The organism is Streptomyces echinoruber, from assembly GCF_014651135.1.
Taxonomy (GTDB): Bacteria; Actinomycetota; Actinomycetes; order Streptomycetales; family Streptomycetaceae; genus Streptomyces; species Streptomyces echinoruber.
Genome location: NZ_BMWH01000045.1, coordinates 16,870 through 31,855, shown reverse-complemented (window position 1 = coordinate 31,855; position 14,986 = coordinate 16,870). Strand labels below are relative to the sequence as shown.

The window sequence follows — 14,986 nt, the reverse complement described above, 5'->3', positions numbered from 1 at the left end:
GGCCGAGGGCGCCTCACCCTCGTCCGTGCCGGCGGTGGCACCACCGTCGGCGGTGGTGTCGGCGGGCTCGGCGGACTCGTCCACGGCGTCCTCGCCGTCGACCTCCTCCGCCTCGCGACCCGCCTCGGCGTTGCGCGCGATGCCGACGACGGCATCCCGCTTGCCCAGGTTGATCAGTTGGACGCCCATGGTGTCACGGCCGGTCTCCCTGATCTCGCTGACGCGCGTACGAATCACACCGCCCGACAGTGTGATGGCGAGGATCTCGTCGTTCTCCTCGACCACCAGCGCGCCGACCAGTGAACCGCGGTCCTCCACGATCTTGGCGGCCTTGATGCCGAGGCCGCCGCGGCCCTGGACGCGGTACTCGTCGACGCGGGTGCGCTTGGCATACCCGCCGTCGGTGGCGGTGAACACGAACGTACCCGGTCGCACCACATTCATCGAGAGCAGTTCGTCGCCCTCGCGGAAACTCATGCCCTTGACGCCCGAGGTGGCGCGGCCCATGGGGCGCAGCGTCTCGTCCGAGGCCGTGAAGCGGATCGACTGCGCCTTCTTGCTGATCAGCAGCAGGTCGTCCTCGGCCGAGACGAGTTCGGCGCCGATCAGTTCGTCGTCGGTCCCGTCCTCGCGCTCGCGCAGGTTGATCGCGATGACGCCGCCGGAGCGCGGGGAGTCGTAGTCCTTCAGCGGGGTCTTCTTCACCAGGCCCGACTTGGTGGCCAGCACCAGGTAGGGCGCCGCCTCGTAGTCGCGGATGGCGAGGATCTCGGCGATCGTCTCGTCCGGCTGGAAGGCCAGCAGGTTGGCCACGTGCTGGCCGCGCGCGTCCCGGCCGGCCTCGGGCAGCTCGTAGGCCTTGGCGCGGTAGACGCGGCCCTTGTTGGTGAAGAACAGCAGCCAGTGGTGGGTCGTCGACACGAAGAAGTGGTCGACGATGTCCTCTTCCTTCAGCTTGGCGCCGCGCACGCCCTTGCCGCCGCGCTTCTGGGCGCGGTAGTCGTCGATCCGCGTGCGCTTGATGTAGCCGCCGCGGGTGACGGTGACGACGATGTCCTCCTCGGCGATCAGGTCCTCGATGGACATGTCGCCCTCGTAGGGGATCAGCTTGGTCTTGCGGTCGTCGCCGTACTTCTCGACGATCGCGGCCAGCTCCTCGCTGACGATGCCGCGCTGGCGGACCGGGGAGGAGAGGATCTCGTTGTACTCGCGGATCCTCGCCTGCAGCTCGTCGTGCTCTTGGACGATCTTCTGGCGCTCCAGGGCGGCCAGGCGGCGCAGCTGCATCTCCAGGATGGCGTTGGCCTGGATGTCGTCGATGGCCAGCAGGCTCATCAGGCCCTCGCGCGCGACCTCGACGGTCTCGCTGCGCCGGATGAGGGCGATGACCTCGTCGATGGCGTCCAGGGCCTTGAGCAGACCGCGCAGGATGTGCGCGCGCTCCTCCGCCTTGCGCAGGCGGAAGCGGGTACGGCGGACGATGACCTCGATCTGGTGGTTCACCCAGTGCCGGATGAACGCGTCCAGGGAGAGGGTGCGCGGCACGCCGTCCACCAGCGCCAGCATGTTGGCGCCGAAGTTGGTCTGCAGGTCGGTGTGCTTGTAGAGGTTGTTCAGGACGACCTTGGCGACCGCGTCCCGCTTCAGCACGATGACCAGGCGCTGGCCGGTGCGCGAGGAGGTCTCGTCGCGCACGTCCGCGATGCCGCCGATCTTGCCGTCCTTCACCAGGTCGGCGATCTTCTGTGCCAGGTTGTCGGGGTTGACCTGGTACGGCAGCTCGGTGACGACCAGGCACTGGCGGCCCTGGATCTCCTCGACTTCGACCACCGCGCGCATGGTGATCGAGCCGCGGCCGGTGCGGTACGCCTCCTCGATGCCCTTGCGGCCCACCACCAGCGCGCCGGTCGGGAAGTCGGGGCCCTTGATGCGCTCGATCAGCGCGTCCAGCAGCTCCTCGTGCGAGGCGTCCGGGTGTTCCAGGTACCACTGGGCGCCCTCGGCGACCTCGCGCAGGTTGTGCGGCGGGATGTTGGTCGCCATGCCGACCGCGATGCCGGCCGAGCCGTTGATCAGCAGGTTCGGGAAGCGGGAGGGCAGGACGGTCGGCTCCTGGGAGCGGCCGTCGTAGTTGTCCGTGAAGTCGACGGTCTCCTCGTCGATGTCGCGGACCATCTCCATCGACAGCGGCGCCATCTTGCACTCGGTGTAGCGCATCGCCGCCGCCGGGTCGTTGCCCGGGGAGCCGAAGTTGCCGTTGGAGTCCACCAGCGGCATGCGCATCGCCCACGGCTGGGCGAGGCGGACCAGCGCGTCGTAGATCGAGCTGTCGCCGTGCGGGTGGTAGTTGCCCATGACGTCGCCGACGACGCGGGCGCACTTGTAGAAGCCGCGCTCGGGGCGGTAGCCGCCGTCGTACATCGCGTACAGCACGCGGCGGTGGACGGGTTTGAGGCCGTCCCGGACGTCCGGCAGCGCGCGGGAGACGATGACGGACATCGCGTAGTCGAGGTAGGAGCGCTGCATCTCCGTCTCGAGCCCGACGGGCTCGATGCGCACGGTGGTGTCGCCGCCCTCGGCCTCAGGCGTGACGGGGGTGTTCTCGTCGGCCATTGCTGGTGTGGATCCTTCCTGGTGCGGTCAGCCGAGACCGACTCAGATGTCGAGGAAGCGGACGTCCTTGGCGTTGCGCTGGATGAACTGGCGGCGGGCTTCGACGTCCTCGCCCATCAGGACCGAGAACAGGTCGTCGGCCTGGGCGGCGTCGTCGAGCGTGACCTGGCCCAGCACCCGGTGCTCGGGGTCCATGGTGGTCACGCGCAGCTCCTCGGCGTTCATCTCGCCGAGGCCCTTGAAGCGCTGCACCGAGTCGTCCTTGATGCGCTTGCCGCGCTGCCGGCCCAGCTCGATCAGGGCGTCGCGCTCGCGGTCGGAGTAGGCGTACTCCACGTCGTCCTTGCCCCACTTGATCTTGTACAGCGGGGGGCGGGAGAGGAACACGTGCCCGGCCTCGACCAGCGGCCGCATGAAGCGGAACAGGAAGGTCAGCAGCAGGGTGTTGATGTGCTGGCCGTCGACGTCGGCGTCCGCCATCAGGATGATCTTGTGGTAGCGGAGCTTGGCGATGTCGAAGTCCTCGTGCACGCCGGTGCCGAACGCGGAGATCATCGCCTGGATCTCCTGGTTCTGCAGGATGCGGTCGATGCGCGCCTTCTCGACGTTGAGGATCTTGCCGCGGATCGGGAGGATCGCCTGGTACTGCGGGTTGCGGCCGGACTTGGCCGAGCCGCCGGCGGAGTCGCCCTCGACGATGAAGATCTCGCACTTGGCCGGGTCGTTGGACTGGCAGTCGGCCAGCTTGCCCGGCAGCGACGCGGTCTCCAGCAGGCCCTTGCGGCGGGTCAGGTCGCGCGCCTTGCGGGCCGCCACGCGCGCGGTGGCCGCCTGGATGCCCTTGCGGACGATGTCCGCGGCCTCATTGGGGTTGCGGTCCAGCCAGTCCGCCAGGTGCTCGTAGACCACCTTCTGCACGAAGGTCTTCGCCTCCGTGTTGCCCAGCTTGGTCTTGGTCTGGCCCTCGAACTGCGGCTCGCCCAGCTTGACCGAGATGATCGCGGTCAGGCCCTCGCGGATGTCGTCGCCGGTGAGGTTGTCGTCCTTCTCCCGCAGCAGCTTCTTGTCGCGCGCGTACTTGTTGATCAGCGACGTCAGCGCGGCGCGGAAGCCCTCCTCGTGCGTACCGCCCTCGTGGGTGTGGATGGTGTTGGCGAAGGAGTACACGCCCTCGCTGTAGCCGCTGTTCCACTGCATCGCGACCTCGACGGACAGGAGCCGCTCCTTGTCCTCGGCCTCGATGTCGATCACCGACGGGTGCACCACCTCCCCCTTGCGGGAGTTGAGGTACTTCACGAAGTCGACGATGCCGCCCTCGTAGTGGTACGTGACGGACTTGACCTCGTCCTGGACGTCGGTGCCCGCCTCGTCCGCCCCGGTGACGGCCTTGGCCGACTCGCGCTCGTCGGTGAGCCGGATGGTCAGGCCCTTGTTGAGGAACGCCATCTCCTGGAAGCGCCGGGACAGCGTCTCGAACGAGTACTCGGTCGTCTCGAAGATGTCCGGGTCCGCCCAGAAGGTGACCGTGGTGCCGGTCTCCTCGGTCGGCTCGTGCCGGGCCAGCGGGGCGGTGGGAACGCCCATCTTGTAGTCCTGCGTCCAGCGGTAGCCGTCGCGCTTGACCTCGACGGACACCTTGGTCGACAGGGCGTTCACCACCGACACGCCGACGCCGTGCAGACCGCCGGAGACCGCGTACCCGCCGCCTCCGAACTTGCCGCCGGCGTGCAGCACGGTCAGCACGACCTCCACGGCCGGCTTGTTCTCACTGGGGACGATGTCCACCGGGATGCCGCGGCCGTTGTCGACGACACGCACCCCGCCGTCGGGCAGGATCGTCACGTCGATCGTGTCGGCGTAGCCGGCCAGCGCCTCGTCGACGGAGTTGTCGACGACCTCGTACACGAGGTGGTGCAGTCCCCGCTCACCGGTCGAGCCGATGTACATGCCCGGCCGCTTGCGGACCGCGTCCAGACCCTCGAGGACGGTGATGGCGCTGGCGTCGTACGAGGCCGTGACCTCCCCGTTGGAGGTGGCGGCCCCGCCGTTCGCTTCGGCGTCGGTGGACGGGATGTTCTCGTTGGGGTTGCCGGAATCGGCCACGAAGCGCCCTTTCTGGCACAGCACGAGCCGGGCTCGGCGGCGGATTGCCGGAGCGGCTGCGGCATGGTGCGTCGGTAAGCCTGGATCAGCGTTGCTCAGCTTTTCCCGGACGGTCCCCACGTTCGGGGCGGGATTGTCCTCCAGTCTACCGGTAGCTCTGACAGTGATGGGGCTTTGCGGGTACCTCAGTCCGCATGTGCCGCCCTGAACCGCACGCGGCCGACTCCCGATATGCGGAGGGGGGCTCCAAGGGGCTCACAGCGGCACTCAGCGCTTCGGGACGTCAACCCTTGGCGACCGACCCGCTTTCGTTCGATTCGCAACCGCGTTCGATTGCGCGTCGCGGGCGCGCACCGCCCTCCGCCCGCGCACTCCGGCACCCACGCCAATGTGACGCACCTCACCCGTAGGTGTCGCCGGGCCCGGTGCTGCCGGGGGCCCGCAGCGGCCCGTAGCGGCGGGGCGGGCCCCCCGGACCCTGCACCCTGATCAACCGGACCGTGCCGTGCCCGAGGTCCTCGTTCAACCGCGCCACCAGCGTCGGAGCCAGCAGCCGCAGGTTCGTCGCCCACGCCGTGGAGTCGCAGCGCACCACCAGCACCCGCTCGTCCTCGTCGTACCGCTCCGGCACGCAGTGCTTGGCCACGTCCGCGCCGACGATCTGCGGCCAACGGCCCATCACACCGCCCACCGCGGCCGGCGCCTCCCACCCGCGCTCGCTGATCAGCCGGTTTATCGCCGCACCCAACCGCATCGGGTCCCGGCCGTCGGGGCGCGCCCCGGAACGCAGACCGCCGCCCCGGCGCGCCTGCTTCTTCTGCTGCACCGCCTCGCCCCGCGCGCGGGCCGCCTCCTTCGCCGCGCGCAGCGCCACGCGCGCCAGATCGACACCGGAGGGCTCCGCCGGCTTCCCGCGTGCGGACTCGTCCGTACTCATACGCGTTCCACCGTCCCGTCCTGCACCGTGAACCGCGTGCCCGCCAGCACGTGCGGCACGTCGTCGTCGACCGCGGCCGTCACCAGCACCTGCTCACCGGGCGCGACCAGCTCCGCCAGCCGCTCCCGGCGCCGGGTGTCCAGCTCGGCGAAGACGTCGTCGAGGACGAGCACCGGCTCGTTGCCCTCGGCCCGCAGCAGGTCGTAGGAGGCCAGACGCAGCGCCAGCGCGAACGACCAGGACTCCCCGTGGGAGGCGTAGCCCTTGGCGGGCAGCTGGCCGAGCTTGAGCAGCAGGTCGTCGCGGTGCGGGCCGACCAGGGTCACCCCCCGCTCGATCTCCTGCCTGCGCACCTGGGCCAGGGCCGCCATCAGCTGCTCGAAGAGCTCCTCACGCGCGTGCCCGGTGATCTCGGGCGCGGACGGCCGGTACTCCAGGGCGACGGGACCACCGCCCGGGGCGAGCTGCTCGTACGCCTTGTCGGCCAGCGGCTGCAGGGCCGCGATCAGGTCCAGACGGCGGGCCAGCAGCTCGGCGCCCGCCCGCGCGAGGTGCTGGTCCCACACGTCGAGCGTGGACAAGTCCGCCCCCAGGCTCGAACCCGCTCGCCCGGGAGGTGCCCCCGTCCGGCCGCCGTGCCGACGGGCCAGAGCCGCCGTCTTCAACAGGGTGTTGCGCTGCTTGAGGACCCGCTCGTAGTCGGAGCGCACCCCCGCCATGCGCGGGGAACGGGCCGTGACCAGCTCGTCCAGGAAACGGCGCCGCTCCCCCGGATCGCCCTTGACCAGGGCGAGGTCCTCCGGCGCGAACAGCACCGTGCGCACGATGCCGAGGATGTCCCGCGGCCTGACCTGCGAGGACCGGTTGACACGGGCCCGGTTGGCCCGGCCGGGATTGATCTCCACCTCGATCAGCTGCTGCCGCTCGCCCTGCCGGACCTGGGCGCGGATCACGGCACGCTCGGCACCCATGCGGACCAGCGGGGCGTCGGTGGCGACCCGGTGGCTGCCGAGGGTGGCGAGGTAGCCGATCGCCTCGACCAGGTTGGTCTTGCCCTGCCCGTTGGGACCGACGAAGGCCGTCACGCCCGGGCCGAGCGGGACCTCGGCCCGGGCGTAGGAGCGGAAGTCGGCCAGCGACAGATGCGTGACGTGCATGATCGTGCGCCGGCCTCCTCGTGTCGCTGCTTACTTCTTCTTCTCGACCGCGTGGCCGCCGAACTGGTTGCGCAGCGCCGCGATCATCTTCATCTGCGGGGAGTCCTCCTGGCGGGAGGAGAAGCGCGCGAACAGGGAGGCGGTGATCGCCGGCAGCGGCACCGCGTGGTCGATGGCGGCCTCCACCGTCCACCGGCCCTCACCGGAGTCCTGGGCATAGCCGCGCAGCTGCTCCAGGTGCTCGTCCTCGTCGAGCGCCTTCACCGCGAGGTCCAGCAGCCAGGAGCGTATGACCGTGCCCTCCTGCCAGGAGCGGAACACCTCACGCACGTCGGTGACGGCGTCCGCGGCCTCCAGCAGCTCCCAGCCCTCGGCGTAGGCCTGCATCATCGCGTACTCGATGCCGTTGTGGACCATCTTCGCGAAGTGGCCCGCGCCGACCCGGCCGGCGTGGACGGAACCGTACGGCCCCTCCGGCTTGAGCGCGTCGAAGATCGGCTGCACCTTGGCGACGTTCTCCGGGTCGCCGCCGTACATCAGCGCATAGCCGTTCTCCAGGCCCCACACACCTCCGGAGACACCGCAGTCGACGAAGCCGATGCCCTTCGCGGCGAGCTGCTCGGCGTGCCGCTCGTCGTCCGTCCAGCGCGAGTTGCCGCCGTCCACGACCACGTCGCCCGGCTCCAGCAGCTCCGCGAGGCGGTCGATGGTGGACTGCGTGGGCTCGCCGGCCGGGACCATCACCCACACCACGCGCGGGGCCGAGAGCTTGCCCACCAGCTCTTCCAGGCTGTGGACGTCCGCGAGGTCCGGGTTGCGGTCGTATCCGACGACGGTGTGGCCCGCGCGGCGGATCCGCTCGCGCATGTTGCCGCCCATCTTGCCGAGGCCGACGAGACCGAGCTCCATCAGTTGCGTTCCTTAGGTGTGCAGGTGTGCGACGACGTGCGGTACGGCACTTCCCGTGCCTCGTACCTGTGTCCGAGCCTAAACCCGGACGGGCGTGCACAGCTGTGGGCATACGCGCTCAGACGTACCCCACGACCTGCGGATTCGCCGGTGGTCCACAGGCTGGGGACAAGCCGCCGCGGACCACCGCCCGCGGCCGAGCGAACGGCACCGGCCGCTCAGCCGCTCAGCCGCACCGGCATGATCAGGTACTTGTACGACTCGTCCGCCTCCGCGTCCACTGCCGACTTGCCGCTCAGCAGCGCCGGCTTGGTCGCCGTCGTGAACGACAGCTGCGCGACCGGCGCGTCGATGGCGCTGAGACCGTCGAGCAGGAACGTCGGGTTGAAGGCGATGGAGATGTCGTCGCCCTCGAGCTGGGCGTCCACCCTTTCCACAGCCTGTGCGTCGTCGCTGGAGCCGGCCTCCAGGATGAGCACGCCCTGCTCGAAGCTGAGCCGCACCGGGGTGTTGCGCTCGGCGACCAGGGAGACGCGCTTGACGGCCTCCACGAAGGGCGCCGTCTCGATCGTGGCGATCGAGTTGAACTCCGTCGGGAACAGCGTGCGGTACTTCGGCAGGTCGCCCTCGAGCAGCCGGGTCGTCGTCCGCCGCCCGGCGCCCTCGAAACCGATCAGGCCCTCGCCCGCGCCGGAACCGGACAGCGCCAGCGTCACGCTGTCTCCGGCGCTGAGCGACTTGGCGGTGTCCAGGAGCGTCTTGGCCGGTACCAGGGCGACCGCGGACGCGTCCGGGCTCTCCGGCTTCCACAGGAACTCGCGGACCGCGAAGCGGTAGCGGTCGGTGGAGGCCAGGGTGACCGTGTCGCCCTCGATCTCGATGCGCACACCGGTGAGGACGGGCAGGGTGTCGTCACGGCCGGCGGCGATGGCGACCTGCTGCACGGCGGAGGCGAAGACCTCACCGGGCACCGTGCCGGTCGCGTTCGGCATCTGCGGCAGCGCCGGGTACTCCTCCACAGGCAGGGTGTGCAGGGTGAAGCGGGAGGTGCCGCAGACCACGGTCGCCCGTACACCGTCTGTGGAAATCTCCACCGGCCGGTTGGGCAGCGCGCGGGAGATGTCGGCGAGCAGGCGGCCGGAGACCAGGACCGTGCCCTCCTCCTCGACCTCGGCCTCCACCGACACGCGCGCGGAGACCTCGTAGTCGAAGCTGGACAGGCTCAGCTGGCCGTCCTCCGCCCTCAGCAGCAGGCCGGCGAGGACAGGCGCCGGCGGACGGGCCGGGAGACTGCGGGCCGCCCAGGCCACTGCCTCCGCGAGTACGTCGCGTTCCACCCGGATCTTCACCGTAAGCCGCCTCCTGCTGTTGCTTCCTGAGTCCTCCGACTCGGTGTCGTCACCCGCGGGGACGGGAAGGACACCGGGGACCAGTCTGACGCACGGCACTGACAGTAGGTGCCCGTCGGGGTCAAGTCGTCGCGAGGGGCGGTCGGGGCGCCGGGAGCGAGTTGTGCACAGGGCCCGCTTCGAGACGAGTTCCGGGCTTTCTCTCGTCGGGAGTAGTAGTAGGGCCTGTGGATACCGTGGATAACCACGTCGTCCCTGCTCAGCGCGGAGATTTTGTCCACCGGCCCTGTGGGTGCCGGACGTGGACAACCGGGGTGCTCTGTGGAGAACGGGAAGTTCTGCACACCCCATGCACAGCCTGGGGCCACTTCTCCCCAGGTGCGTCCCCAGTTTTACCCCCGTTTCCCACACCCCAACCCAGCGCCCTGGTGTGATGCCTTTCACTCGTCCCGGTGAGGAGGCGCGTCGCGTTGCCGAACAGTGGACAGGGATGTGGAGAAGTCGCCGATCGCTGGGGACAACCGCCCCCAGCCTGTGGGTTGCCCGTGGACAACCCACTCCCCGTGATGGGGGCCTCTTCGTTGTCCACAGGTTGTGGAGAGTCTTCGTCCACGGATCCACAGGCCCCTGAACTGGGCCGATGCTTCGGCGTCAACACAGACTGTGGATCCCGTCGGGACAACTCGGCGTTCCCCAGCATGTGGACGGAAGAAAGTCACCGGATCTGTGGAGAGTGGCCGTAACCCGGCGGCTAATCGAACAGCTGGTGAAGACGGGGGCTTCGCGTTCCGTCCGCTCCGTCCGCTCCTTCCCCTCCTTCTGCTGCTGCCGCGGCGGCTCCGGGGTGTCTTCGGGGTGCCTTCGGGGCGCCGGGATGCGGTGCGGGAGCGGTCCGGCGCCGATCGAGGCGTGCCGTTCCGGCCCGTGGCCGGTCCGTGGCCGGTCCGGCGGGCGGCGGAAGGTGCTGAGCGCGGGTCGGGCGCTCGGTGCGTGCGTGCGCTCGGTGGGGGCGGGGCGTCCGGTGTGTGGGGCGGTGGGCGGCGCGACGGGGTGGTGAGAGGCGGGCGGGCCGATGGAGCGGCGGCAGGAAGGACGGGCACCCGCCGGTGAGGAACGGGAGCGGACGCACCCGGCGGCCGACGACGGCACGGGGCGCCCGGGACGGGACTCCCGGGCGCCCTCCTCGACATGTGGATCGGCATCGGTGCGGGCCGCGCGGCCGGCGTGGGCGCCGGTGCGGCCGTCAGCCGTTCTTGATGCGGTTGGTCAGCTCGGTGACCTGGTTGTAGATGGAGCGCCGCTCCGCCATCAGCGCCCGGATCTTGCGGTCGGCGTGCATGACGGTGGTGTGGTCGCGGCCGCCGAACTGCGCGCCGATCTTCGGCAGGGACAGGTCGGTCAGCTCCCGGCACAGGTACATGGCGATCTGCCGGGCGGTGACCAGCACGCGGCTGCGGGAGGAGCCGCACAGGTCCTCCACCGTCAGCCCGAAGTAGTCCGCCGTGGCCGCCATGATGGCCGACGTCGTGACCTCGGGCGCGGAGTCCTCCCCGCCCGGGATCAGGTCCTTCAGGACGATCTCCGTCAGGCCCAGGTCCACCGGCTGCCGGTTGAGCGAGGCGAACGCCGTCACGCGGATCAGCGCGCCCTCCAGCTCGCGGATGTTCCGCGAGATGCGGGAAGCGATGAACTCCAGCACCTCCGGCGGGGCGTTGAGCTGCTCCTGGACCGCCTTCTTGCGCAGGATGGCGATGCGCGTCTCCAGTTCGGGCGGCTGGATGTCGGTGATCAGGCCCCACTCGAAGCGGTTGCGCAGCCGGTCCTCCAGGGTGACCAGCTGTTTGGGCGGCCGGTCGCTGGAGAGCACGATCTGCTTGTTGGCGTTGTGGAGCGTGTTGAAGGTGTGGAAGAACTCCTCCTGCGTCGACTCCTTGTCCGCGAGGAACTGGATGTCGTCGACGAGCAGGATGTCCATCTCCCGGTAGCGCTTGCGGAAGCTGTCGCCCTTGCCGTCGCGGATGGAGTTGATGAACTCGTTGGTGAACTCCTCCGAGCTCACGTACCGCACGCGCGTGCCCGGGTACAGGCTGCGCGCGTAGTGCCCGATCGCGTGCAGCAGGTGGGTCTTGCCGAGTCCGGACTCGCCGTAGATGAAGAGGGGGTTGTACGCCTTCGCCGGCGCCTCCGCCACGGCGACCGCGGCTGCGTGCGCGAACCGGTTCGACGCGCCGATGACGAACGTGTCGAAGAGGTACTTCGGGTTCAGCCGCGCGGTCGGCTCCCCGGGGCCCGTCGCCGGCGCGGGCTGCGCGGCCAGCGGGCCGGGGGCGCCGGTGGTGGGCAGGTTGGGGCCGACCGGACCGCCGCGGTGGACGTGCCCGGAGCCGGGGCGCGGCTCGGGCAGTTCCCGGCGGGCGGCGTCGCGCTGGTCGTAGTCAGGGCGCTGGCCGTCGTACTGGTCGTAGGAGGAGCGCTCCCCCGGCTGCTGCGGGTAGTCCTGCGGCGGCGTGCCGTAGGCGTCCTGGGGCGATGTGCCGTAGCCGTCCTGGGGCCGGGCGCCGTATCCGTCGCGCGCGGGCGGGCCGTAGGAGTCGGGGGAGGAGCCGCCGTACGGCTCCTGGTAGGCGTCCTGGTACGGCTCCTTGGACGACGGCGAGGCGTAGGGATCGCGCTCGGGGAAGCCGAGGCGCTGCTGGTGCCAGCCGTAGTCGTCCTGCGCCGGGCGCGGCCAGGTGCCGGGTTCGGGGCGCTGGTACTCCGACGGGTACGCCGGGCGGGCGGTCGGCGGCTGGTCCGTGCGGCCGGTGGGGAGCTGCTCGGCGCGGTGGCGGCCGTAGCCCTCGTAGCCGTCGCGGTCGTAGCCGTCCCGCTCGTAGTCGCGGTCGTAGCCGTCGCGGTCGTAGCCGTCGCGGTCGTAGGCATCGCGGCCCTGCCCGTCGTAGGCGTCGCGGACCGGGCCGGCGGCCGGGAGCTCGGGCTCCTCGTAGCGGGGCTGGGAGGGAAGCTTCGGGGAGGAGGGCGCGGGCGGGGGCGAGGGCTCGCCCGCGGAGTCGTCCACGGTGATCGCGATGCGGATCGGCCGGCCGCACTCGCGGCTCAGGGTCTCGCTGACGACCGGGGCGAGGCGGCCCTCCAGTACGTTCTTCGCGAACTCGTTCGGCACGGCGAGCAGCGCGGTGTCCGCGACCAGTGCCAGCGGCTGGGTACGGCGGATCCAGTGCTCGTCCTTCGCCTCCACGCCCTGCCCGCGGCCTTCGCCGAGGAGCTGCTCGAGTACACGTGGCCACACTGCGGCGAGATCGGCAGGTACGTCAGCCACAGGGCACGCTCTCTCCAGGTCCCTCGAACGTGTGATTCGAGAAGGGGTCGGGATGTAACTCGGGCGGGTCGGGTTAAGGGAACGAATCGGAGTTCAGTCACGGTAGTCAGGGCGACGGGTGCGGTTCAAGTTGCCATCCCCAGGCTGTGGACAAGTGTCTCCGAGGGATCCCTGGTTTGACCGGATGGCGCAGCCGCGCGTACCGTAACCAGGTCGAGTTGTCGATGGCTGCTGCCGCATGCCTCCGATGGGCACAGATCGCATTTGGGTGATCGGTAAAGCGGTGCACTCGGGCGTAACGAGGGCTACTCGTGGGCGCACGGTGACAGCCAGGACGGCATCCCGCCATCAGTCGATCTTCTTTACTGGAGCCCCCGAGTGAGCAAGCGCACCTTCCAGCCGAACAACCGCCGTCGCGCCAAGACCCACGGCTTCCGGCTGCGGATGCGCACCCGTGCCGGCCGCGCGATTCTCGCGTCCCGCCGCAGCAAGGGTCGCGCCCGCCTGTCCGCCTGATCCCGGTCAGGTCATGCCGTCGTGCTGCCCACCGAGAACCGGCTGAGGCGGCGCGAGGACTTCGCGACCGCGGTACGACGAGGGCGACGGGCCGGTCGGCCTCTCCTCGTCGTGCACCTTCACAGCGGTGCCACGGACCCGCACGTGCCGAGGGAGAGCGCTCCCCCGTCACGTGCGGGTTTCGTCGTGAGCAAGGCCGTGGGGGGCGCGGTCGTCCGCAACACCGTCAAGCGCCGTCTGAGGCACCTGATGCGGGACCGGCTCGACCGGGTGCCCCCCGGTAGCCTGGTAGTCGTACGAGCGCTGCCCGGCGCGGGCGACGCCGATCACGCACAGCTGGCCCGAGACCTGGACGCCGCCCTTCAGCGGCTGCTGAAAGGGGGCGCGCGATGAAGTACCCGCTGCTGGCTCTCATCAAGCTGTACCAGTGGACCATCAGCCCGCTGCTCGGGCCGGTGTGCAAGTACTACCCGTCGTGCTCCCACTACGGCTACACGGCCATCGACCGGCACGGCGCGCTCAAGGGAACGGCCCTCACCGCCTGGCGGATCCTGCGGTGCAACCCGTGGTCGCTCGGCGGGGTGGACCATGTCCCGCCGCGTAAGCGTCCGCGGTGGCACGAGATGCTGCGCGACGCCTGGCGCGCACGCAAGGGCGGGCCCTGTGCCGCCGAACCGGCCACTGTGGGGGAGACCGTCTCCCCGAGCCCGGCCGCAGAGACCTCGTCCCATGCCCAAGGAGCATGATTAGTGGACACGATTGCCAGCCTCTTCAGCTTCATCACGACACCCGTCTCCTGGGTCATCGTCCAGTTCCACAAGGTGTACGGCGCCCTGTTCGGCCCGAACACGGGGTGGGCCTGGGGCCTGTCCATCGTGTCCCTGGTGATCGTGATCCGCATCTGCCTGATCCCGCTCTTCGTGAAGCAGATCAAGGCGACGCGCGCCATGCAGACGCTCCAGCCGGAGATGAAGAAGATCCAGGAGCGTTACAAGAACGACCGGCAGCGCCAGTCGGAAGAGATGATGAAGCTGTACAAGGAGGCGGGGACCAACCCGCTCTCCTCGTGCCTTCCCATCCTGGCGCAGTCCCCGTTCTTCTTCGCCCTGTACCACGTGCTCAACGGCATCGCGTCGGGCAAGACCATCGGCGTCATCGACGACAAGCTCCTGGAGAGCGCGCAGAAGGCGCACATCTTCGGCGCCCCGCTGGCCGCGAAGTTCATGGACAGCTCGGAGAAGGTCACCGCGCTCGGTGCCTCGCTGACCGACGTCCGGGTCGTGACCGCGGTCATGATCGTCCTGATGTCGCTGTCGCAGTTCTTCACCCAGCGCCAGCTGATGACGAAGAACGTCGACACCACGGTGAAGACGCCGTTCATGCAGCAGCAGAAGATGCTGATGTACGTCTTCCCCGTCATCTTCGCCGTCTTCGGCATCAACTTCCCGGTCGGTGTCCTCGTCTACTGGCTGACCACCAACGTGTGGACCATGGGCCAGCAGATGTACGTCATCCACAACAACCCGACCCCGGGTTCCAAGGCCCAGGCCGCCTACCTGGAGCGTCTGTACAAGCACGTCACCCACCACGGCAGGGTCACCCGGCGCCGCGACCGGGCCATCGTCAAGGCCATCGTCGCCAAGGGCCGTGACCGCAACGAGTTCGAGCGGAAGTTCATCAACGGCCTGAACAAGGCCGGTCTCGCCGCTCAGGCCGACGGCACCGTGGTCAAGAGCGAGGCCGCCGCCACGGTCCAGTCCGAGGACGGCAAGACCACGACGACCGCGACGACCACCGCGGTCCGGCGTCAGCAGCCCAAGCGGCAGACCAAGGCCCAGCGCCAGCAGTCGGCCACGACGAGGCCGGCGGGCGGCGCCGCGTCGGCGGGGTCCTCCAGGTCGTCGGAGCCGACGTCGCTGAGCAAGTCCGACGAGCCGCAGGACGCCCAGGCCACGGCGGCCGCGAAGAAGAAGGCCGCCCAGAAGCCCGGCACCGGCACCCGCAGCAAGGCCCAGTCGGGCCAGCGCAAGGGTGGCCCGCAGCGGCCCAAGTCCCCGTCCAAGAAGTAAGAAGGAGTCCATCC

At 69.8% G+C, this 14,986-nt stretch carries 10 protein-coding genes and 2 pseudogenes; 4 read left to right on the top strand and 8 right to left on the bottom strand.

Translation table 11 applies throughout. The annotated features are described in order from the left end of the window. From gyrA to dnaA (IE225_RS34295), 8 genes and pseudogenes are all read right to left on the bottom strand, one after another. On the bottom strand, positions 1 to 2,613 hold a 2,613-nt coding region (gyrA, locus tag IE225_RS31185; protein WP_190061021.1), incomplete at its 3' end, for a DNA gyrase subunit A. Positions 2,614 to 2,655: 42 nt separating this feature from the next. Next, positions 2,656 to 4,740 carry a DNA topoisomerase (ATP-hydrolyzing) subunit B gene (gyrB, locus tag IE225_RS31180; protein WP_308432572.1) on the bottom strand — a complete coding sequence of 695 codons (2,085 nt, stop codon included), beginning with the start codon at positions 4,738 to 4,740 and terminating at the stop codon, positions 2,656 to 2,658. A gap of 376 nt (positions 4,741 to 5,116) precedes the next feature. Further along, positions 5,117 to 5,653, bottom strand: coding sequence for a DciA family protein (locus IE225_RS31175; RefSeq protein ID WP_190061020.1), 537 nt, complete (start codon positions 5,651 to 5,653; stop codon positions 5,117 to 5,119). Further along, the gene (gene recF / locus IE225_RS31170) at positions 5,650 to 6,810 is read right to left on the bottom strand and encodes a DNA replication/repair protein RecF (protein WP_190061019.1); all 1,161 of its coding nucleotides are present in this window, start codon (positions 6,808 to 6,810) and stop codon (positions 5,650 to 5,652) included. Before recF ends, IE225_RS31175 begins: the two co-directional genes overlap by 4 nt. Positions 6,811 to 6,840: 30 nt before the next feature. Beyond that, on the bottom strand, positions 6,841 to 7,719 hold the full coding sequence (gene gnd, locus IE225_RS31165; RefSeq protein ID WP_190061018.1) for a phosphogluconate dehydrogenase (NAD(+)-dependent, decarboxylating): 879 nt from the start codon (positions 7,717 to 7,719) through the stop codon (positions 6,841 to 6,843). Between the two features lie 218 nt (positions 7,720 to 7,937). Continuing rightward, complete coding sequence (gene dnaN / locus IE225_RS31160; RefSeq protein ID WP_190061017.1) at positions 7,938 to 9,068, bottom strand: DNA polymerase III subunit beta; 1,131 nt, start codon at positions 9,066 to 9,068, stop codon at positions 7,938 to 7,940. A gap of 1,243 nt (positions 9,069 to 10,311) precedes the next feature. Further along, a pseudogene (gene dnaA / locus IE225_RS31155) lies at positions 10,312 to 11,931 on the bottom strand (chromosomal replication initiator protein DnaA); the annotation flags it as partial. A 90-nt stretch (positions 11,932 to 12,021) separates the two neighbouring features. After that, positions 12,022 to 12,387: pseudogene (gene dnaA / locus IE225_RS34295) on the bottom strand (chromosomal replication initiator protein DnaA); the annotation flags it as partial. Positions 12,388 to 12,765: 378 nt separating this feature from the next. Here dnaA (IE225_RS34295) and rpmH point away from each other — a divergent pair. From rpmH to yidC, 4 genes are read left to right on the top strand one after another with little or no spacing between them, the layout of a single operon-like run. After that, positions 12,766 to 12,903 (top strand): 50S ribosomal protein L34, encoded by a 138-nt coding sequence (gene rpmH, locus IE225_RS31150; protein ID WP_003956500.1) that lies wholly within the window; start codon positions 12,766 to 12,768, stop codon positions 12,901 to 12,903. 21 nt (positions 12,904 to 12,924) lie between these two features. Further along, positions 12,925 to 13,296, top strand: a complete 372-nt coding sequence (rnpA, locus tag IE225_RS31145) for a ribonuclease P protein component (protein ID WP_190061015.1) — start codon at positions 12,925 to 12,927, stop codon at positions 13,294 to 13,296. Next, positions 13,293 to 13,649, top strand: coding sequence for a membrane protein insertion efficiency factor YidD (gene yidD / locus IE225_RS31140; protein ID WP_190061014.1), 357 nt, complete (start codon positions 13,293 to 13,295; stop codon positions 13,647 to 13,649). The genes rnpA and yidD overlap by 4 nt, the downstream gene beginning before the upstream one ends. A 3-nt stretch (positions 13,650 to 13,652) precedes the next feature. Further along, positions 13,653 to 14,972, top strand: coding sequence for a membrane protein insertase YidC (yidC, locus tag IE225_RS31135; RefSeq protein ID WP_190061013.1), 1,320 nt, complete (start codon positions 13,653 to 13,655; stop codon positions 14,970 to 14,972). Positions 14,973 to 14,986: the final 14 nt, after the last annotated feature.